Source organism: Sphingorhabdus sp. (assembly GCF_040079335.1).
GTDB lineage: Bacteria > Pseudomonadota > Alphaproteobacteria > Sphingomonadales > Sphingomonadaceae > Sphingorhabdus_B.
This window is the reverse complement of the sequence record NZ_JBEBKL010000002.1, coordinates 132941-152099: the sequence shown is the minus strand read 5'-3', so window position 1 is coordinate 152099 and position 19159 is coordinate 132941. Positions and strand designations below refer to the sequence as shown.

At 58.2% G+C, this 19159-nt stretch carries 24 protein-coding genes; 10 read left to right on the top strand and 14 right to left on the bottom strand.

The annotated features are described in order from the left end of the window. The coding region (locus ABL922_RS01470; RefSeq protein ID WP_349022434.1) for an MJ0042-type zinc finger domain-containing protein at positions 1-124 on the bottom strand (124 nt) is incomplete at its 3' end. Positions 125-273: 149 nt separating this feature from the next. Between ABL922_RS01470 and ftsE the strand changes: the two genes are divergently transcribed. The 4 genes from ftsE to ABL922_RS01450 are packed head-to-tail and all read left to right on the top strand — an operon-like array spanning position 274 to position 3110. Further along, positions 274-987, top strand: a complete 714-nt coding sequence (gene ftsE, locus ABL922_RS01465; protein WP_349022433.1) for a cell division ATP-binding protein FtsE — start codon at positions 274-276, stop codon at positions 985-987. Between the two features lie 3 nt (positions 988-990). After that, positions 991-1893: a cell division protein gene (locus ABL922_RS01460; RefSeq protein WP_349022427.1), complete on the top strand. Its 903-nt coding sequence runs from the start codon at positions 991-993 to the stop codon at positions 1891-1893. Further along, entirely contained in the window at positions 1890-2420 is a 531-nt protein-coding gene (locus tag ABL922_RS01455) for a YdcF family protein (protein ID WP_349022426.1), read from the top strand. Before ABL922_RS01460 ends, ABL922_RS01455 begins: the two co-directional genes overlap by 4 nt. Positions 2421-2423: 3 nt before the next feature. After that, positions 2424-3110, top strand: a complete 687-nt coding sequence (locus ABL922_RS01450) for a lysophospholipid acyltransferase family protein (RefSeq protein ID WP_349022425.1) — start codon at positions 2424-2426, stop codon at positions 3108-3110. A 14-nt stretch (positions 3111-3124) separates the two neighbouring features. On the opposite strand, the gene ABL922_RS01445 is transcribed toward ABL922_RS01450, so the two are convergent. The 3 genes from ABL922_RS01445 to hisC all read right to left on the bottom strand — a co-directional run bounded on the left by ABL922_RS01445 (position 3125) and on the right by hisC (position 5892). After that, positions 3125-3745, bottom strand: a complete 621-nt coding sequence (locus tag ABL922_RS01445; protein WP_349022424.1) for a hypothetical protein — start codon at positions 3743-3745, stop codon at positions 3125-3127. Position 3746: 1 nt separating this feature from the next. Beyond that, positions 3747-4652, bottom strand: coding sequence for a prephenate/arogenate dehydrogenase family protein (locus ABL922_RS01440; protein WP_349022423.1), 906 nt, complete (start codon positions 4650-4652; stop codon positions 3747-3749). 130 nt (positions 4653-4782) lie between these two features. After that, entirely contained in the window at positions 4783-5892 is a 1110-nt protein-coding gene (hisC, locus tag ABL922_RS01435) for a histidinol-phosphate transaminase (RefSeq protein ID WP_349022422.1), read from the bottom strand. 264 nt (positions 5893-6156) lie between these two features. On the opposite strand from hisC, the gene ABL922_RS01430 reads away from it, so the two are divergent. Both ABL922_RS01430 and metW read left to right on the top strand, forming a co-directional pair. Further along, positions 6157-7278 (top strand): homoserine O-acetyltransferase, encoded by a 1122-nt coding sequence (locus ABL922_RS01430; protein ID WP_349022421.1) that lies wholly within the window; start codon positions 6157-6159, stop codon positions 7276-7278. After that, positions 7278-7865 carry a methionine biosynthesis protein MetW gene (gene metW, locus ABL922_RS01425; RefSeq protein ID WP_349022432.1) on the top strand — a complete coding sequence of 196 codons (588 nt, stop codon included), beginning with the start codon at positions 7278-7280 and terminating at the stop codon, positions 7863-7865. Before ABL922_RS01430 ends, metW begins: the two co-directional genes overlap by 1 nt. Before the next feature lie 4 nt (positions 7866-7869). Here metW and ABL922_RS01420 read toward each other — a convergent pair whose 3' ends face one another. The 5 genes from ABL922_RS01420 to ispG are packed head-to-tail and all read right to left on the bottom strand — an operon-like array spanning position 7870 to position 11467. Beyond that, positions 7870-8391, bottom strand: coding sequence for a TIGR02281 family clan AA aspartic protease (locus ABL922_RS01420; RefSeq protein ID WP_349022420.1), 522 nt, complete (start codon positions 8389-8391; stop codon positions 7870-7872). 23 nt (positions 8392-8414) lie between these two features. Beyond that, positions 8415-8936 carry a thioredoxin family protein gene (locus tag ABL922_RS01415; protein WP_349022419.1) on the bottom strand — a complete coding sequence of 174 codons (522 nt, stop codon included), beginning with the start codon at positions 8934-8936 and terminating at the stop codon, positions 8415-8417. Beyond that, positions 8936-9418, bottom strand: a complete 483-nt coding sequence (locus tag ABL922_RS01410) for a GNAT family N-acetyltransferase (protein WP_349022418.1) — start codon at positions 9416-9418, stop codon at positions 8936-8938. Before ABL922_RS01410 ends, ABL922_RS01415 begins: the two co-directional genes overlap by 1 nt. Continuing rightward, a complete protein-coding gene (locus ABL922_RS01405; RefSeq protein WP_349022417.1) occupies positions 9415-10308 on the bottom strand; it encodes an EamA family transporter in 894 nt (297 codons plus the stop codon). The genes ABL922_RS01410 and ABL922_RS01405 overlap by 4 nt, the downstream gene beginning before the upstream one ends. Before the next feature lie 19 nt (positions 10309-10327). Then, positions 10328-11467 (bottom strand): flavodoxin-dependent (E)-4-hydroxy-3-methylbut-2-enyl-diphosphate synthase, encoded by a 1140-nt coding sequence (gene ispG, locus ABL922_RS01400; RefSeq protein WP_349022416.1) that lies wholly within the window; start codon positions 11465-11467, stop codon positions 10328-10330. Positions 11468-11683: 216 nt separating this feature from the next. Here ispG and ABL922_RS01395 point away from each other — a divergent pair, with 216 nt between their 5' ends. The 4 genes from ABL922_RS01395 to ABL922_RS01380 all read left to right on the top strand — a co-directional run bounded on the left by ABL922_RS01395 (position 11684) and on the right by ABL922_RS01380 (position 15070). After that, positions 11684-12499 carry a TIGR04255 family protein gene (locus ABL922_RS01395; protein WP_349022415.1) on the top strand — a complete coding sequence of 272 codons (816 nt, stop codon included), beginning with the start codon at positions 11684-11686 and terminating at the stop codon, positions 12497-12499. Beyond that, entirely contained in the window at positions 12496-13047 is a 552-nt protein-coding gene (locus tag ABL922_RS01390; RefSeq protein ID WP_349022414.1) for a hypothetical protein, read from the top strand. Before ABL922_RS01395 ends, ABL922_RS01390 begins: the two co-directional genes overlap by 4 nt. Positions 13048-13079: 32 nt before the next feature. Continuing rightward, a complete protein-coding gene (locus tag ABL922_RS01385; RefSeq protein ID WP_349022413.1) occupies positions 13080-13451 on the top strand; it encodes a hypothetical protein in 372 nt (123 codons plus the stop codon). Positions 13452-13546: 95 nt separating this feature from the next. After that, positions 13547-15070: a carboxyl transferase domain-containing protein gene (locus ABL922_RS01380; protein WP_349022412.1), complete on the top strand. Its 1524-nt coding sequence runs from the start codon at positions 13547-13549 to the stop codon at positions 15068-15070. On the opposite strand, the gene ABL922_RS01375 is transcribed toward ABL922_RS01380, so the two are convergent. The 5 genes from ABL922_RS01375 to ABL922_RS01355 all read right to left on the bottom strand — a co-directional run bounded on the left by ABL922_RS01375 (position 15071) and on the right by ABL922_RS01355 (position 19142). Further along, positions 15071-15325 carry a hypothetical protein gene (locus ABL922_RS01375; RefSeq protein WP_349022411.1) on the bottom strand — a complete coding sequence of 85 codons (255 nt, stop codon included), beginning with the start codon at positions 15323-15325 and terminating at the stop codon, positions 15071-15073. A 14-nt stretch (positions 15326-15339) separates the two neighbouring features. Next, on the bottom strand, positions 15340-15666 hold the full coding sequence (locus ABL922_RS01370; RefSeq protein WP_349022410.1) for a hypothetical protein: 327 nt from the start codon (positions 15664-15666) through the stop codon (positions 15340-15342). Between the two features lie 15 nt (positions 15667-15681). After that, positions 15682-15897, bottom strand: a complete 216-nt coding sequence (locus tag ABL922_RS01365; protein WP_349022409.1) for a toxin-antitoxin system HicB family antitoxin — start codon at positions 15895-15897, stop codon at positions 15682-15684. Between the two features lie 8 nt (positions 15898-15905). After that, the gene (locus ABL922_RS01360) at positions 15906-16802 is read right to left on the bottom strand and encodes an SPFH domain-containing protein (RefSeq protein ID WP_349022408.1); all 897 of its coding nucleotides are present in this window, start codon (positions 16800-16802) and stop codon (positions 15906-15908) included. Positions 16803-16955: 153 nt separating this feature from the next. Continuing rightward, positions 16956-19142 carry a M3 family metallopeptidase gene (locus tag ABL922_RS01355; protein ID WP_349022407.1) on the bottom strand — a complete coding sequence of 729 codons (2187 nt, stop codon included), beginning with the start codon at positions 19140-19142 and terminating at the stop codon, positions 16956-16958. Positions 19143-19159: the final 17 nt, after the last annotated feature.

Below are 19159 nucleotides of genomic sequence, written 5' to 3'. Positions count from 1 at the left end.
GGCTTACACCATCCTGAAACCAGCTGTGCCGACAATTGGCGCAGCGCACCTGTCGTCCATTTGCGCCGATAGCACTGTCGGGAACAACATAGCGGGTCCGGCATTCGGGGCAGACGAGCAGCATGTCCCAGTCATAGACACCAGCGATTCACGGATGCAAGCATATCCGGCGATTATGCTGTGGACGGAACACGTTTTATCGTCGCGCGCGGGCAGCTGGTCGCGCAAACACGCCTTTGCGAAGCCGTGGTTAATGTGCAATGCGGTTGCGCGATGCAAAGCGTTGCCGAATTCGACAATGTAGGCCTGCGATATGGCACCGGTGCGGAAACGCTCACCGATGTCAGTTTCAAGCTGTTCCCGGGAAGTTTCTACTTCCTCACCGGCGCTTCGGGCGCGGGCAAGACGTCGCTGCTCAAACTGCTTTATCTGGCGCACCGGCCCAGCCGCGGCGCAATCCGCATGTTTGGCGAGGATCTGGTCAACATGCCGCGCAGCCGCCTGCCCGGTTTCCGCCGCCGCATCGGCGTTGTGTTTCAGGATTTCCGGTTGGTGTCGCATCTGAGCGCGTTCGACAATATCGCCCTGCCCTTGCGCATTGCCGGGATTTCCGAGCGCGATCTGGCGGGGCCAGTCAACGAAATGCTCGACTGGATCGGCTTGACCGAACGCGCCTCGGCCCGTCCCGCAACGCTGTCGGGTGGGGAGCAGCAACGCGTTGCCATCGCCCGCGCGGTCATCGGGCGGCCCGAAATGCTGGTGGCGGACGAACCGACGGGCAATGTCGATCCGGACATGGCGCTGCGCCTGTTGAAGCTGTTTGCAGCCTTGAACCGGCTCGGAACAACGGTTGTCGTCGCGACCCACGACATCCACTTGTTGCAAGAAATCGAGGGCGCGCAGATGATGCGGCTCGACAAGGGCAGGCTGTCTGACCCCACCGGTTCGCTCAAGCATCCGCCCCGCCCGCTGGTCTTGCGGAATTAGTCTGTGCAACTCAATCTGCCCTTCACCGCCAATCCGCACGAACGCCAGTTGATCCCCGACGGCCGCTTTACCGGGCCGATGCCCTGGGTGATGGCGATCATGCTGTTCCTGTCTTTGCTTGCAGCAGCAGCGGCCTTGGCGCTGGTGCATGCCGCAAGTCAGGGCAGCGAATCGCTTTCGCGGCAGGCAACGGTACAGATATTGGAGGATGATCCCGGAGCCCGCCTTTCACAGCAGCAACAGGTGGCCTCTCGCCTTCGCCAGCAACCCGGGATCAGCGACGTGAATATCGTGCCCGAAAGCGAAGCGCGGGCGTTGCTGGAGCCGTGGCTGGGCGATGTCGCCGAAGACAGCGACATCCCGGTCCCGGCACTGATCGATCTGGAATTCGATGCTGCGCCAGACCGCGCTCGGCTGACCGCTTTGCGCCGGGACGTCTCCCGGATCGCACCTTCGGTGCGCATCGATGGCAATGCCCAATGGCTGCAGCCCTGGTTTGACCTTGTCTATTCGATGCTATGGGTGGCGCTCGCAATCGTATTGCTGCTGCTATTCGCCACATCGGCGACTGTCGCTCTGGCGGTGCGCGGTGCGCTTAACACACATAAGGGCACGATCGAAATCATGCACATGATGGGCGGAACCGATTTGCAGGTCGCGCGTTTGTTTCAGCGGCGGGTCGCACTCGACGCGCTGTTCGGCGGTGCTTTGGGGCTGGCGCTGGCGGTTGTCGTAATCCTGTTGCTCGGCGAAAGGGTCGCTGCGCTGGAACCGGGCCTGCTTTCGGGGGCCTCGGTGCCGCTTTATGGCTGGCCGCTCTTGCTGTTGATACCGGTCGCGGTTACTGCGCTGTCGATGGCGATGGCCCGTTGGACGGTGCTGTCGACGCTCAAGAAAATGCTATGATTAGACGGATTCTCTCGCTTATCCTGTTGATCTGGATACTCGGCTTTGCCGGATTTGCGCTGTTCCTGCCGCAACCGGCCCCGCTTGATCGCACCGATGGCGTGGTCGTGCTGACCGGTGGCGCAAAGCGCATCGACCGGGGGCTGGAGGTGCTGGAAAAAGGCAAAGCGCGCCGGATGCTGATTTCCGGGGTTGATCTTGACGTTAAGCCCGCCGAACTCGCCGCCGAATATAAGCGCCCGATGAAGCTGTTCAATTGCTGCATCGATCTGGGCTTTCGCGCGGTCGATACCCGTTCCAATGCGCTGGAAACAGCCCGCTGGGTAGCGCGCAACAAGGTTAAGACGCTGCGTGTGGTAACGCATGACTGGCACATGCGCCGCGGCCTGCTCGAACTTGAAATTGCCGTGCCCGACGATGTCGAGATTCTGGCCGATGCGGTGCCGACGAAGCCCAGCTTTTATGTGCTGTTCCGCGAATATAACAAATATTGGCTGAGAGGCGCAGCCGCGCTAGCCGGGGTTTAGCCCATGTTCCTGATCCGATCGCTGCTTTTCGGCATCATATTTTATATCGGCTCGGTCCCTTATGTGCTGGCGGCGCTTCTCGGCGCCTATATTTCGCGCCCGCTATTACGGTCATCAGTCTATGGCTGGAGCAAGTTTCATCATGACTGCGCGAAATGGCTGCTCGGCATCAAAGTGGCCGTCGATGGCAAATTGTCCGAGGAACCGGTGCTCTATGCAATCAAGCATGAGGCAATGTTCGAGACGATCGACATGCCGCGCCTGTTCCATCTGCCCGCAGTGATAACCAAGCGTGAACTGTTCGACATCCCGGGCTGGGGCACCGCCGCCGAAACCTATGGTATGATCCCTGTCGACCGCGATGCGGGTGCCAGCGCATTGCGCGCCATGATATTGCAAGCGCGCAAAATTCAGGCCGAGGGACGCCCGATCGTGATCTTCCCCGAAGGCACCCGTGTTCCGCACGGCGAACGGCCACCGCTGCAGTCGGGCTTTGCCGGGCTTTATAAGTTGCTGGGCTTGCCCGTGGTGCCGATTGCTGTGAACAGCGGTGTATTGACGCCGAAGGGCAAGCCTTGGTGGAAACCGGGCATAATGACCTATAAGGTGGGAGAAACCATCCCCCCCGGCCTGCCACGCGAAGAGGTAGAAGCCCGGGTGCATGCGGCTATCAATGTGCTGAATAACTAAGCTTGGCGCAAAGATCAGGGCTTGAAAGGATGAAAAGCAAAGCGCTCGTTCAGCACTTTCCCATAGATGGAAGCGGATTTGATCCGCGAAATCGATCTCAATTCAAGCGCATGGGATAGACCTGAAGATTGGCGCTTTACCGAGCCCCAATAGTCAATTTCGCCGGTCCACATATACAAACGGAAATGCATCCGGTCTCCTTCGAGCTTTACTACACCATGCGAATAGCCTGGATCTAATGGGCCGCAAGTCAACCATGGCTTCACTTGCTCAGGTAGGCCACTTGTTGACGCCGAAGCGACCGAACCATCCTCGCAAAAACGGATATACATTGTGTAGATCCGCTTGCTCTTTTTGCGAAATCGAAAAGACTCATCGAGGCGACCCTCTTCATTCCACCAATAAAATCCATCGGTGCGGACACCCAGTGCCTTTGCTTGGGTCATAGCTTCTGCTGACGGCGTTTCGCTGTGCAGCAATTGCCCACTTTCGGTGATCTTTTTCCGTGCTTCAACCTGCACCCATTCTTCGGCCGAGAGGGTCGTCTGTTTCTTAATTAGAGTAGTTGCACAGCCACTAAACATAGCACTAAGAATGGCCAATCCTGCAACACGGGAAATGGCCAATCCCCTCATCTCAGTGCTTCCGCCCAAAGTCGGGCGCATCATCATCCTGCCCTTGCTCGACGATCGAACGGCGGATGTCGCGGGTGCGCGCGAAGAGCGCCTCGAGATCGTCACCCTTGCCATAGCGGATCGCGCGTTGCAGCGCGGTCAGGTCTTCGCTGAAGCGCTGCAACATTTCGAGCACGGCTTCCTTGTTGTTGAGGAAAACGTCGCGCCACATAACCGGATCAGAGGCTGCGATGCGGGTGAAATCGCGGAAACCGCCGGCCGAATATTTGATGACCTCGCTCTGCGTCACTTCCTCCAGATCATCGGCAGTGCCGACAATCGTATAAGCGATCAAGTGCGGAAGGTGGCTGGTGACAGCGAGCACCAGATCATGATGCCGCGCATCCATGATCTCGACATCGGCACCCAGACGTTGCCAGAAGCTCGACAAGGCCTCGACCGCTGCTTCAGGCGCGTCTGAAGGCGGGGTGAGGATACACCAGCGGCCTGTGAACAATGTCGCAAAGCCAGCGTCGGGCCCGCTCTTTTCGGTGCCCGCGACCGGATGCGCCGGAATGATAGTTGCCTGCGGAAGGGCGGCGGCCAATGCTTCGGCTACGCTTTGCTTGCAGCTGCCAACATCGCTGACGATGGCATCGGCTGGCAGGTCTGCGGCGATGGTTTCGGCGACAGCGCCCATAGCGCCCACAGGCACGCAAAGAATGACCAGCCCTGCATCGATCACAGCGGTGCCAGCAGAGTCGGCAACATCGTCACAGAAGCCCAGATCGCGCGAGCGTTCACGCGCATCGGGGTCGGCATCATATCCCGTAACCCGCACCTCAGGCATATTGGCCTTGATCGCGCGCGCAACCGAGGAGCCGATCAGGCCCAGCCCGATGATCGAGACGCGCGCAAATGGCAGCATTACAATGCCGCTCCAACCCAAAACCGCAGCCCTGAGCCTGTCGAAGGGCGCCTCTCAGAATCGCGCGGCCCTTCGAGGCGTGCTTCGACAAGCTCAGCACTACGGTGAAAGTTGCAGGACATTTCGTGCATCAGCTGTGCGCTTCCAGTATCTTGCGCAACGCGGCCATGACCCCGCGATTCTCCGCTTCGCTGCCAATGGTGATGCGCAAGCCGTTGGCAAGGCCCTGCCCAGGCAGCCAGCGGACGATATAGCCTTCGTCCATCAGCGTCTTGTACACCGTCTCCGCGCTGACCGTGCCTTCGAAGATGATCATCAGAAAGTTGGCCCAGCTCGGGATCGCTTTCAGGCCGTGGTTCGAAAGCGCCGCAATCTCGGCTGCCATCCAGTCGCGCCATTCGAGATTATGCTTGCGGCTGTGCGCGACGAAATCGGTATCGGCGAGCGCGGCGATCGCCGCCGCCTGACCGGCGCTGGTGACATTGAACGGCGCGCGGATACGGTTGAGTGTTGCGATCAACCCCGGCTGGCCATAGGCCCAGCCGATACGTTCGGCCGCCAGCCCGTAAATCTTCGAAAATGTGCGGGTGATGAGAACATTGGCGTGCTTGCGCGCCAGATCGAATGCCGCCGGGCCATCATCCTCCAGATATTCGCCATAAGCCTGGTCGAGCACCAGCACGCAATCGGCCGGCAATCCGGCATGCAGCCGCGCGATTTCGGCATCGTCGCTATAGGTGCCGGTCGGGTTGTTCGGGTTGGCGATGAAGACCAGGCGGGTCTTGTCATTGACCAAAGCGAGCAGCGCATCGACGTCGGTGCCATAGTCCTTGTCGGGCGCGACAACCACGGTCGCGGCACATTTGCGCGCGGCAATGTCATAGACCGAAAAGCCGTAGCGGACATAGATGATCTCGTCCCCCGCGCCTGCATACCCCATCGCGATCAGGTTGAGCAGTTCGTCCGAACCAGTGCCGCAAACGATCTGGTCTGCCTCCAGCCGATAAGCCTCACCCAATGCCTCGCGCAGCGCGTTCGATGCAGGGTCAGGATAGCGGGCGAGCGTAGCGCGCGCCTCGACCAGTGCAGCGGTCGCCTGCTCGCTGCACCCCAACGGGTTTTCGTTTGCCGACAGCTTAATCAGCACCCGCCCGTCATCGCTCTTTGCCTTGCCGGGCGTATAGGCGTGAATGGCGTTGATCCAGGGTTTGGCTTCAGGCTGTGTCATGGAGGGCGCCATAGCGGCGGGGGGGATAGTGTGCAACTGGACCGTTACACATGCCCGCTCTGACGGTGCCATGATATTTCACGCGAAGAACACGAAGATTTTGAAGAGGGTAGTTCTCGGAGAAATCGCCGGTCACGAAGCGACATTCTTCATTTTGTGCGCTGCGCGCGGCCGGTTTGAATCGCAACTGACCTCTTGAAAATCTTCGCGTTCTTCGCGTGAAGCAAAAAATATCGGCGCTTGCCTCGCATGAAGAGGCTGATATGTCGCAAAGCCATGAGCGAAGACGGTCGATTTGGCCTCGACAGGCGGACAAAACTGCTGGGGCCGGTGCGGCTCGACAGCGGCGTGCAATTTGCGCCCGTTGAATTCGCCTATGAAACCTATGGCGAATTGAACGCCGACAAGTCGAACGCGATCCTAATCTGCCACGCGTTGACCATGGATCAATATGTTGCCTCAAAGCATCCGATTACGGGCAAACCCGGCTGGTGGCTGTCGATGGTCGGCCCGGGCAAACCAATCGATCCGACGCGCCACTGCGTCATCTGCATCAATGTGATGGGCAGCTGTCTCGGCTCTTCAGGCCCGGCCAGTTTCGATCCCGGCACGGGCCAGCCCTATGCGATGGACTTCCCGGTCATCACCATCGCCGACATGGTGCGTGCGCAGGCGATATTGCTCGACCATCTGGGGATCGAACGCCTTGCCTGCGTGATCGGCGGGTCGATGGGCGGGATGCAGGCGCTGACCTGGGCCTCCTTGTTCCCCGATCGTGTCCAGTCCGCCATCGTCATCGCCTCGACCGCGCGGCACAGCGCGCAGAATATCGCTTTCCACGAAGTCGGGCGGCAGGCAATCATGGCCGATCCCAATTGGCAGGGCGGCAATTATTATGGCTCGGTCGAACAACCCGATGCCGGTCTCGCGGTTGCACGCATGGCGGCGCACATCACCTATATGTCCGAAGAGGGGCTGACGCAGAAATTCGGGCGACAGTTGCAGGACCGCGAAAGCAAGACTTTCGGCTTCGACGCCGATTTCCAGATCGAAAGCTATTTGCGCCATCAGGGACTGAGCTTTGTCGAGCGTTTCGACGCCAACTCTTATCTCTATATCACCCGTGCGATGGACTATTATGATCTGGCCGAGGATCATGGCGGCGTGCTCGCCAAAGCCTTTCAAGGCACCCGCACGCGCTTCTGCCTGATCAGTTTCGACAGCGACTGGCTTTATCCGACGATCGAATCCAAACGCGTGGTGCAGGCATTGAACGCCGCCGGGGCCGCAGCCAGCTTTGTGGAACTTTCAAGCCCCTTCGGCCATGACGCCTTCCTGCTCGACGCCCCTGAAATGAACCGGATTATTGACGGTTTTCTGAAAGCGGGTGCCCTGTGATTGCCTTACGCCCTGACTTGGCCGCCATCGCGGCGCACATTCCTGTCGGTGCCCGGGTACTTGATGTCGGCTGCGGCGATGGCGCGCTGATGGCGGCGTTGCGCGATCAGAAGGGCATCGACGCACGGGGGATGGAACTGGACGCGACCAATGTCGCCGATGCGGTGACCCGCGGGCTGGCAGTGGTGCAGGGCGATGCCGATACCGACCTTGCCGACTATCCCGACGACTCGTTCGACTATGCGATCCTCAGCCAGACGTTGCAGACCACGAGGCGGCCCGACCTGGTGCTCGACCAGCTGCTGCGCATCGGCAAACAGGCCTTTGTCTCTTTCCCCAATTTCGCGCAGTGGAAGATCCGGTTCGCGCATATGTTTGGCGGGCGGATGCCGGTGACCAGGCAATTGCCGCACCGCTGGTACGACACGCCCAATATCCACCATGTGACGATCGACGACTTCAAAAGCTTCGTGAAGGAACGCGGCTACACCATCGAAGGCGAATGGTATCTGACGGGTGAGAAACAGCGCGGCGCTGCGATGGCGAACCTGCTCGCCGAACATGCGGTGTTTCTACTGAAGCGCTGACGCCCTAGTTCAGCGTCATCCGGTCGCCTTCGATCTGCACATTGTCGACCCGCGACAGGAAGGACTGGCCAAGCAGCGACACGTCGAGCCCTTCGGGAATGATCACCGCCTCGATATTGTCCGCCTGAAGATCGCCGATGGTGACGCTGTCCAGCTGCACCGGCTTGCCCAGCACATCGCCATTCACGCCGCGCCCGACATGCTGCAACTCGCTGGCGTTCCAGTCGAAACCGAGTTTGCGCGCGTCGGCGGCGCTCAGCGCGATCATGCTTGCGCCGGTATCGACCATCAGGCGGATGGATGTGCCACCGACATCGCCTTCGGCATAAAAATGCCCGTCGGGCTGGCGCTCCAGCTCAACCGCATCGAAACTGCCTGAACCGACATTTTGTGCTTTGGCGGTGCCTTCTATGACATAGTGATGCGCTGTATCCGCAGGTTCAGTTGCAGGCACAACCAGATCACGCGGAAAGGCCCAGCCAACCGCGACCGCAAGTATAAAGATGGGAGCAAGCAGCTTCCACATGCCGCCAGTTTAACCAAACAGGCTTAAGCGGGGGTAAATTCCGCAAAATAGCGGTAAACTGCATCCTCGTCGCGGCTTGCCGCGTTGCGCCAGCTGGCGGCGTCTTTTTTGCTGTTGAGCAGCTTGCCTTCGGGTGACACGACCAGCACCGTCGGGGTGCCCTTGATCTTTTTGACGCCAAAGCGCTTGGCGATATCGAGATTGCGGCCCTTGCCTCTCTGCGGAACGCCGACATCGACAAAGAGCACCTCGTAATTTTGCGTGATCATTCCGACAAAGCGCGCGGAATCCAGCATATTGGCGAGCGCGGCGCTGTCGTGACACCAGTTGGCGCCCATGATGATGAGCAGTTTCTTGCCCGAAATCGCCAAGCTTTTCAGTTTCACTTCAAGCTGCGACGCCGCATCTTCGGTGGGATCATAAGCGATGGTCGAATAGCGGTCTTCGGGTGTGGCTTCGCGCACCGGCGGCGGCACAGGGGCTGGTGTGGGCGCTGCTAAAGGCGCGGAGGTGGACGCCGCCAAAGCAAACAGCAGTTCGTGCATCAGCCGCCCTTCGCCAGATCGATCAATGCAGCCCCATCGGCGCGGTAGATAGTCCATTCGTCCATCGGCTTTGCCCCCAGCGACTTGTAGAACTGGATCGCGGGTTCGTTCCAGTCGAGCACCGACCATTCGAGCCGCGCACAATCGCGCTCCACCGCCAGCGCCGCCAATCGTTTGAGCAACGCCTTGCCGAGCCCCGAGCCACGCGCCTCTGGCCGGACGAACAGATCCTCCAGATAGATCCCCGGTTTCCCCTCAAAGGTCGAGAAATTGTGGAAGAAGAGGGCAAAACCCTGAGGCTTGCCATCAATTTCTCCGATCAACACCTCGGCATAAGGGCGTGGGCCAAAGAGGCGATTGCCGAGAGTGGATTCATCAAAGCGCACCTCATGCGCCAGCCGTTCATATTCGGCCAGATCGCGGATGAATTGCGCGATCAGCGGTATATCATTTGCAGTGGCAGATCGTATCGATAGCGTCATTTTCCCATTCCCTGTTTGATGCGCGGCCAAAGCATGCCGACCGAAAGACCCGCCATCACCAAAGCGAACGCGATCAACTTCCATGATTGCAACGGCTCACCCAGCAGCAACGCCGATGCGCCAATTCCGAACACCGGCACCATCAACGCCATCGGTGCGACAACCCCGGCCGGGTGGCGGTTGAGCAGCCAGCCCCATGCCGCATAGCCGAACATGGTGTTGCCCACCGATTGCCAGAGCACCGCCGCCCATGTTGCACCGTCCGCCGCCTTGATTCCTGCCATCATGGCTTCCGGTCCCTCAAGCAGCAATGCAAAGACGAGCAATGGTGGCACGGCAAAGATGCTCGACCAGACGACATAGGATAGCATGTTCTGCGGCGCCGCCTGCCGCGAAACCATGTTGCCGCTTGACCAGCTGAATGCCGCAAGCAGCACCAGCCCAAGGCCCAGCGGGGTTGCGCTGCCATCGGTGTGGAAGGCGATCACTGCCAGTCCGCTGCTCGCCAGCAACAGCGCAACTATCTGGTAGGCCCCGACCTTCTCCCCGGCGAGTCGCATCGAAAGGAAGATGGTGAAAAAGACCTGCGTCTGCACCACCAGTGAGGCAAGCCCGGGGGTGATATCCGCACGCATCGCGGTAAACAATATCCCGAACTGTCCTGCCCCAATCAGCGTGCCATAGGCAGCGAGATTCCCCCAGCCGACTTTCGGTCTGGGAAGGAAAAAGGCGAGCGGGAAGAACGCCAGTGAGAAGCGCAACAAGGCGAGCGTCAGCGGCGGCAGATGTTCGAGCGCATATTTGATGACGACAAAGTTCGTCCCCCACACCGCCATAATCGCAACGGCAAGCAGCAGATGGGCGGGCGGTAGCCCGTGGCGCGTCGGCATTGCTCAGCCCCGACCGCGCTCAGGCAGCCTTGCCGTGCAGCGTATCCATGCTGACAGCGGTTCCGGCATCAATCTCCGCCGCCTTGGCCTCGACCAGCTTGACGATGTGGCCGATCATATCGGCATCCGCGACATGATGGTCGGTGACGCCCGACAGATAGACCATATGCTTGCCATTGCCGCCGCCGGTGATGCCGATGTCGGTCTCGCGCGCTTCGCCGGGGCCGTTGACCACGCAGCCGAGGACCGAAAGCGACATCGGAGTCTTGATATGCTGCAGCGCGTCTTCGAGTTTCTGCACAGTGCGGATCACATCAAAGCCCTGCCGTGCGCAGCTGGGGCAGCTGACCACGCGAACGCCGCGCGTGCGCAGGCCCAGCGTCTTCAGAATTTCATAACCGACGCGGACTTCCTCTTCGGGCTCCGCAGATAGCGACACACGGATGGTATCACCAATCCCCGCCCAAAGCAGATTGCCGATGCCAAGCGCCGATTTCACCGTGCCGCCGATCAAGCCACCAGCTTCGGTAATCCCCAGATGCAGCGGACAATCGACTGCCTCGGCCAAACCCATATAGGCGGCGACTGCGAGGAAAACGTCCGACGCCTTCACCGCGACCTTATATTCGTGGAAATCGCGATCCTGCAGCAGCTTGATATGACCGAGTGCAGATTCGATCAGCGCCTCGGGGCAAGGTTCGCCATATTTTTCGAGCAGGTCTTTTTCGAGGGAGCCAGCGTTGACGCCGATGCGGATCGCACAGCCATTGGCCTTCGCCGCATTGACCACTTCGTTGACGCGCTCGGCACTGCCGATATTGCCGGGGTTAATACGCAGGCATGCCGCGCCAGCATCCGCCGCCTCAAGTGCGCGTTTGTAGTGAAAATGGATATCGGCAACGATCGGGACATGCGTCGCGCGGACAATCTGCTTGAGCGCCGCCGTGCTTTCCACATCGGGGCAGGAGACACGGATGATATCCACGCCCGCATCCTCGCAGCGGCGGATCTGATCAATCGTCGCCTTGGCATCGCTGGTGAGCGTATTGGTCATCGTCTGCACCGCAATCGGTGCGTCGCCTCCAATGGGAACCGAACCGACCATGATCTGGCGGGATTGACGACGCGCGATATCGCGCCAGGGGCGTATGGAAGACATGGGAGTGATATAGGCAAGGTTGGCGCGGGCGGCAATGTCGGTCAGTTATTCGGCTACGCTATTGTGGCCTGCAGAAAGGACTGTCCTACACTGCCAAAACTGGATTAACGGGTCAGAAGTTAAAAGCTGGATATGCAGCTTGTGGATAAACTGTGCTTTACTTGTGGGAAATGGAATGCCAGATTCTTTTAGCATGCTTTGCCTGAACCATTTTATATGAGCCGCACTCGCCCAAATTTCGTGAATCCGCCGCTTGTTGAGCAAGCAATTACGGCGGCATTCGATCCAATTGAAGGATTCAGCTTCGTTCATGTCGGCGAATTTTGGTCGTTGGTGAAAAACGAATTCCCCCAGCACGACCATCAGTTGCCAATTGAAACCGCTGTAGAGCGTGACGAACTTCGCCAAAGTATCGAACTGGATTTTCGCGTAGTTCCAGCAACTGCTAGGCTGCCGAGAATGATGTTTCGGAACGATCAGGAACTCATCCAACTTCAACAGGATAGGTTTAGCTTCAATTGGACAAAAGCGAGCGATGAATCCGAGTACCCTCGCTGGGAGAAAACATACGCGCGATTTCGGCAACTATATCACACTTTTAATGAGTATCTTAGCGCAGCTGGATTGGCGGAACCAAACCTTAGGCAATGCGAAGTGACAAATGTTAACATTATTCCGGTAGCTGATTTCGGCAGCAGTTTTGCAGACATTTGTTCGGCGTTTGCTGTGGACCCGCTTGGCCTGCATGTGCCATTTTTGGTTCCGGAAACATACACTCGTGTCAGGCAGCATCGTATAGTCAACAACGATGGAAGCATGGTCGGGAGGCTTCATACCGTTCTACAGCCCGTATTTTCGAGCGAGAACGGGGAGCCAGCCTTTAGACTAGAATTAACAGCAAGGAGCCTTCCAAAGACGGATACTGTAGGGAAGATCGAGGATTTCCTGAAGATCGCCCGTGACAGTATAAACGCAGGTTTTATGGGCATAACAAACAACGAAATGCGAGCTAGGTGGGGAGAGACACCGTGAGTAATGCGCTTAGAACAGACGATCACTATGACTTCTGGCAGCCAGCCAGTGATCGGGTTATTTTTTCAGGATCCAGAGCTGATGTCAGGTGGCGACAGACAACTTCGCCACCACAAGCTGTTGTCGAAGTGTACGATCCCGGTTTAGCGAGCGGCACTAAAATTGAGTGGCGGCGTCAGGGTAATCGACCATTCCCCGCACCAGTTGAAGCCGCTCTTCGACAGTTGAAAGGATTAGAGGAGTGGGGGGGGAATTGGGACGGCTACAATGCGTCGCCTTTGGATATCGGAACCCAGCCCCATGCGGTAGATTTGATACTCGCTGGTCACAGGGTTGCCTGCGTCACACCGCGTGTGGTTTTGAACCCTAGCGGCGGAGTAAATCTCATTTGGGTCAAAGGTGATACGGAGCTTGATGTTAGAATTAATCCTGGCCCTACCATAGAACTTTGTATCGAAAATTTGACGACTGGTGATTTGAGCGGACCTGACGGATTGATATCCATTGATGCTGCGAAGAATCTGCTGATCGACTTTTGCGGCAGCTAAGCTGAAGCGCGTTTGGTCGGGATGATTAACGGGTGTCCGCTGACGACTTAACCATCTTGGACGAACAGCTATTGTTGAGGCGGATTCATCCGCAGTGGATTGCAAATGGCGAACCGGAAAGCAGCAATTTCGACGCAAAAAGATCGGATGATGGATTGTCGGTAACTCTCTGGGTGGACGAAAGCTCCATAGCGTACTTGCTAGCAGGCCACGAGGATTTTGGCATATCGGTACTAACAGCAGGCGATTTGCGGCAGGAAGGTTTTATAATCGAGCGGGCACCCATGCCCGACAACCCTCATCATTGTGATGCGGTAGGGCCAGTGGCTCAAAAGTCGTCCAAAAGATTAAGGCAAAAACACCGCTGGTTGAAAAAGCCGGGCGAGGCTATCCTCGATTTATAGCGAACCGAGTATATTTTTGTTTAGAAACTGCGCAGTTTAGACAATTCTATCGTTTTTCGAATGACCGTTTCGGCGCTTTCAATTACCCTTCAACCATGAGCTGGAAGAGAGAGATCGAGAATCTGCGCGCGCGTGAAGTGCTGGCAGAAAAAATGGGGGGCGAGGAAAAGCTCGCACGGCAGCATGGGCAGGGAAAGCTTGATGCGCGCGAACGGTTGAAGCGCCTGCTCGACCCCGGCAGTTTTCGCGAGATTGGCAAGATCGCCGGACGCGGCACCTATGATGAGGCGGGCGAACTCACCGACTTCGCGCCATCCAATTTCATCTTCGGACGCGGCCAGATCGATGGTCGCCCGGTGGTCGCCTCGGCTGACGACTTTACCGTGCGCGGCGGGGCGGCTGACGCGGCGCTGCACCGCAAATTCGTCCAGTGCGAGAAAATGGCACACACCATGGGCCTGCCGCTGATCCGCATGATCGACGGCACCGGTGGTGGCGGTTCGGTCAAGACGCTTGAGGATACCGGCTACACCTATGTGCCCGTCACCCCTAGCTGGGAAGATATCATCAAGAATCTAGAGACGGTTCCGGTGGTGGCGCTGGCACTCGGCCCAACGGCGGGGATGGGCGCGGCGCGCACCGTTGCCAGCCAATATTCGATCATGGTCAAGGGGCTGAGCCAGCTGTTCGCTGCTGGCCCGGTGGTCGCGGCGCAGATCGGTGACGAATTGTCGAAGGAGCAACTCGGCGGCAGCGAGATCCATGCCCGAAACGGCGTTGTCGACGAGGAAGTGGCAAGCGAAGACGAAGCTTTCGCTTACGCCCGGCGCTTTCTATCGTACCTGCCACCTTCGATAGGCAAATTCGCGGCGCGCACCGCCTGCACCGATCCGGTGGGCCGGCGCGACGAAAAGCTGCTGTCGATCGTCCCGCATGAGGACAAACAGGTCTATTCGATGCGCGCGGTCATGACCTCTGTGTTCGACAAGGGATCGGTGTTCGAAATGGGGAAGCGCTGGGGCCGTGCCGCGATCACCGCCTTTGCGCGGCTCGACGGCTGGCCGGTGGCAGTACTCGCCAGCGACCCGACGTTTCTGGGCGGATCATGGGAGGCGCTCACCAGCCAAAAGGTCAAACGCTTCGTCGAATTTGCCGAACAGTTCAAACTGCCCGTTGTGCATCTGGTCGACAATCCCGGCTTCATGGTCGGGCTGGAGGCTGAACGCACCGGCACGATCCGGTACGGCGTCGAGGCAATGAACGCGGTGTATAAAGCAACTGTCCCTTGGGCCTCGGTGATCGTGCGCCGCGCCTACGGCATTGCCGGCAGCGCGATGTCGAATGGCGAGCGCTTCCAATATCGCTTCGCATGGCCCTCTGGTGATTGGGGCAGCCTGCCGATCGCAGGCGGGCTGGAGGCGGCTTATAAATCAGAGATCGCGGCGGCCGACGATCCGGCGGCGAAGCTCGAAGAAATCAAGGCGCGACTGAACGCCGTCACATCGCCCTTCCGCACGGTTGAAAAGTTCAATGTAGAGGACATCATCGACCCGCGCGATACAAGGCCCTTGATGTGCGAATTTGCCCATCTGGCCTGGGCAAAATTGGGCGCGGGCTGATCAATCTTTCCCCATCCGCCATTTCCAGCCGCCTTCGGTGCGCGCGGCATAAATCGGCAGGGGCGCAAAGCCAGCGATCAGGATCAAGGGTAATGCCACCATTGGGCGATCTCCGAGTCCAACTGCCAGCCCGATAATCAGCGCCATATGCGCCAGTAGCAAAACCCAGCCCTGCCATTTAAATGGCAGCCCGGCACCATAGCCATAGCGCTTGGCCCGGAACCAAGGGCCTTTATCCATGAAAAGATGTAGCATTTTCGGTCTCCTTCTTAACGGCCCGACCTCTTCTTCGCCCGATCCTGCTCCCGCTTGATCTGCAGAAGTTCCTCGAAATCGACAATCTCGCTGCGCGCCTTCATCCAACGCATCTTGGCCAGCGACCAAAGCACGATCGCGGCGATGTAAAGGATGATGTAAAGCGTGGTCAAAGCATCGGTTTGCGCGCCATTCATCATCCACATGAACAGTCCGGTCACTGGTATCAAAGCCAGCACCCAGAAAATCGTGGCACGCACTCCTTCGGCATTGCGTGGTGCAATTTTGAACGACCATTTTCCTGTTCTATAGAAAATGAACGGCTTGTCTTCGTCGCGCATCCTCAATCTCCGCTATCATTCATAGCCCGATCCTTCTTTTGCGGGTGGACGTCCACGGCGCGGGCCCTCGGTTACACCGACTTTTATGCCCCGCCGCTCCAGCGCCTCGCGCAACAACACCTCGACCTGCGCATTCACACTGCGAAAGTCACCCGCCGCTGCCCGCTCGATCGCGGCGTAAAGCGCCGGATCGAGACGGAGGGGAAATGCTTTTTTGGCAGGTGGCGGCATGATCAGAATTACTGGTACAGCGAGCCTGTATTGACCACCGGCTGGGTGTCGCGTTCGCCGCAGAGGACGACCATCAGGTTCGAAACCATCGCCGCGCGGCGTTCATCATCAAGCTCGACGACATTTTTCGCCGATAGCATCTCCAATGCCATTTCGACCATGCCAACCGCGCCTTCGACCAGCGTCTTGCGCGCCGCGACCACAGCCTCTGCCTGCTGGCGACGCAGCATTGCGCCCGCAATTTCCTGCGCATAGGCAAGGTGGGTGAAGCCGCATTCGTCGACGGTGATACCGGCAACGGCGAGACGCGCCATCAACTCGGTGCGCAATTCGGCGCCCACCTGATCATGGTTGCCGCGAAGGGTGACCTCCTGATGCGCGAAATCATCATAGGGGTAGCGTGCGCCAATGGTGCGCACCGCCGCCTCGATCTGCGCAATGACAAAGGCTTTATAGTCATCGACATCGAACAAGGCCTGCGCCGTATCGGTAACACGCCACACAACCTGCGCCGCCATTTCGATCGGGTTACCGCGCAGGTCGTTGACCTTGATCTTTTCGGAAATCAGGTTGTTTGCACGCACCGAAATCTTGGTCGAGGTCATCCACGGCCACACCCAGCGCAGGCCTTCTTTCCTGTCCGTGCCCTGATAGGCCCCGAACATCGTGACCGACGCAGCCTGATTGGGTTGGAGCATGTAAAAGCCCGACGAAGCGATACAGAAAGCGAAGAACCAGGCTACGCTTCCGCCAATGGTTCCTGGCGACCCGCCAACGGCTACCGCCGCAAAGATCGACCAGATCCAGACGCCAAACAGGATGAGCGCGATGGCGAACATCAAATAGCCACTAAAGGTCCGCGCCGTGCGTTCCCGGCTGGCATTGAGAATTGCAGAATCAGACATGATTGCCCTCCGTTAAAAGATGATATCATATTTATATCATTTCTGGGGGCGGGCAAGCGAAATCGGATGGGTGGTGCGGAATCAAAAAAGGGCGGAGTTTCCCCCGCCCTTTTTGTCTATTCTGGCACTTGGAGCAGCGCTGCTTTCCGCATTCTACTTCGCTGTCGTTACAATCGATTTGATGTCTTCCGCTGAGGGTTCCTCTCCCGGAACCGGAAACCCGCGTTTCTGCATGATATATTTCACATCCGGATCGCGACCGCGGAAAGCGCGATAGGCCTCTATGCGATCCGATTCATTACCGGTTGCCAACAACATCGAACGGAAGCGCTCGGCGGTTTCCTTGTCCCAGACATCACCCTTGTCGGTGAAGGCAGCCCAGGTGTCGGCATCCATCGTTTCGGACCAGAGATAGCTGTAATAGCCCGCCGAATAGCCGTCCGAGGAGAAGAGGTGGTTGAACTGCGGCAGGCGGTGCCGCATCACCATTTCCTTGGGCATGCCGATCTTGGCGAGCGCCTCTTTCTCAAAGGCGCGCGCGTCGGTTACCGGATCCTTCCGGTGGTGCAACATCATGTCGAGGATCGCGCTCGACAGATATTCGACCGTCGAAAAGCCCTGATTGAAAGTATCGCTCGCCTTGATCTTTTCGACCAGTGCCTGCGGGATTGGCTCACCGGTTTCCGCGTGCTTGGCATAGGTGTTGAGGATATAGGGCGTCAGCAGCCAGTTCTCGTTCACTTGGCTTGGGAATTCGACAAAATCGCGCGGCGTGTTGCCAAGGCCGGGCCAAGTGATGTCGTAGTTGAGATAGTGGAGCGCGTGGCCGAATTCGTGAAACAGCGTTGAAGCGTCGTCGATGCTGATCAAAGTCGGCTTGCCGCCCGCGCCCTTCACGAAATTATTATTGTTCGACGCCAGCGTGATGTTGTTCTTGCCCGAAAGTTTGAACTGGTCACGATAGGTGGTCATCCACGCGCCCGAGCGTTTGCCTGCGCGCGCGAAGTTATCGAGATAGAATAGCCCGATCAGCTTGCCGTTGCGCTTTACCTCGAATGTGCGCACTTCGGGTTCGAATACCGGAACCGTGCCGGTATTTTCGGTGAAGCTCAGACCGTAGAGCTTGTTCGCAGCGTCAAACATCGCTGCAACCATGTTGTCGAGCTGGAAATAGGGTTTCAGCTCATTCTGGTCGAGGTCATATTTCGCCTTGCGGACCTTCTCGGCATAATAGCGGTAATCCCAGGGCTCGATCGTAATGCCCGCTTTTTCCTTGTCGGCAATCGCCTGCATGTCGGCGACCTCTTCCTTCACCCGCGCAACCGCCGCTGGCCAGACCTTCATCATCAGGTCCATCGCCTTTTCAGGCTCTTTCGCCATGGTATCAGCCATGCGGTAATGCGCATGGGTTGCAAAACCGAGCAGTTCGGCGCGCTGCTGACGCAGCTTCAGGATTTCGGCGATGGTCGCGTTGGTATCATTGGCATCACCATTGTCCCCACGCATGGTAAAGGCGCGCCAGATCTTCTCGCGCAAATCACGACGCGGCGAATTTTCGAGGAAAGGCTGGATCGCCGAGCGAGTGTTGGCCACCGCCCAGCCCGTCTTGCCCTTGGCCTCAGCCGCTGCTTTCAGCGATGCGACGAAGCTGTCGGGAAGACCGGCTACGTCAGCCGGGTCGGTCAGCAGGATGTAGGTTTCCTCATCCGCCAGCACCTTGTTTTGGAAATCGGAGAATTTCTTAGAAATTTCGGTTTCATACCCGATCAGCTGCGCCTTCTGTTCTGAATTGAGCCGCGCACCGTTGCGTACAAGGCCGTCATAAGTGCGTTCGAGCAAGCGCATCTGCGCCTTGTCGAGGCCCAGATTCTCGCGTTCCTGATACAGATATTGCACCCGCTGGAACCAGCGTGCGTCAAGCTGCAGCTCGTTGAAAAAGGCGCTGATCTTGGGTTCCCATTCTGCCTGAATCTTGCGGATTTCGGGATTGGACAGGTTGGAGCTGTGCACACCCCAGATCGAGAAAAGGCGATTGACCGAGGCACCAGCCAATTCGTTCGCTTTGATCGTGTTATCAAAGGTTACCGGTGCCGGATTGGCGAGGACCGTTTCAAACTCGCTTTTCGTACGCTTCATAGCCTCTTCGAAGGCAGCCGGGAAATCGGCCGGTTTGACTTTATCCCATGGTGGCACGCCGTCATAAGGGCCGACCCAGGGATCGAGCACCACATTGGCCGCTGCGGGCGCCGCCACCGGCTTGGCTGCTTCAACAACTGTCGGCATCGCCGTTCCCGCCATCAACAAAATCGATAAGGGCCATGTCTTGATTCCTTTGTTCACATTCACACTCCTGAAAT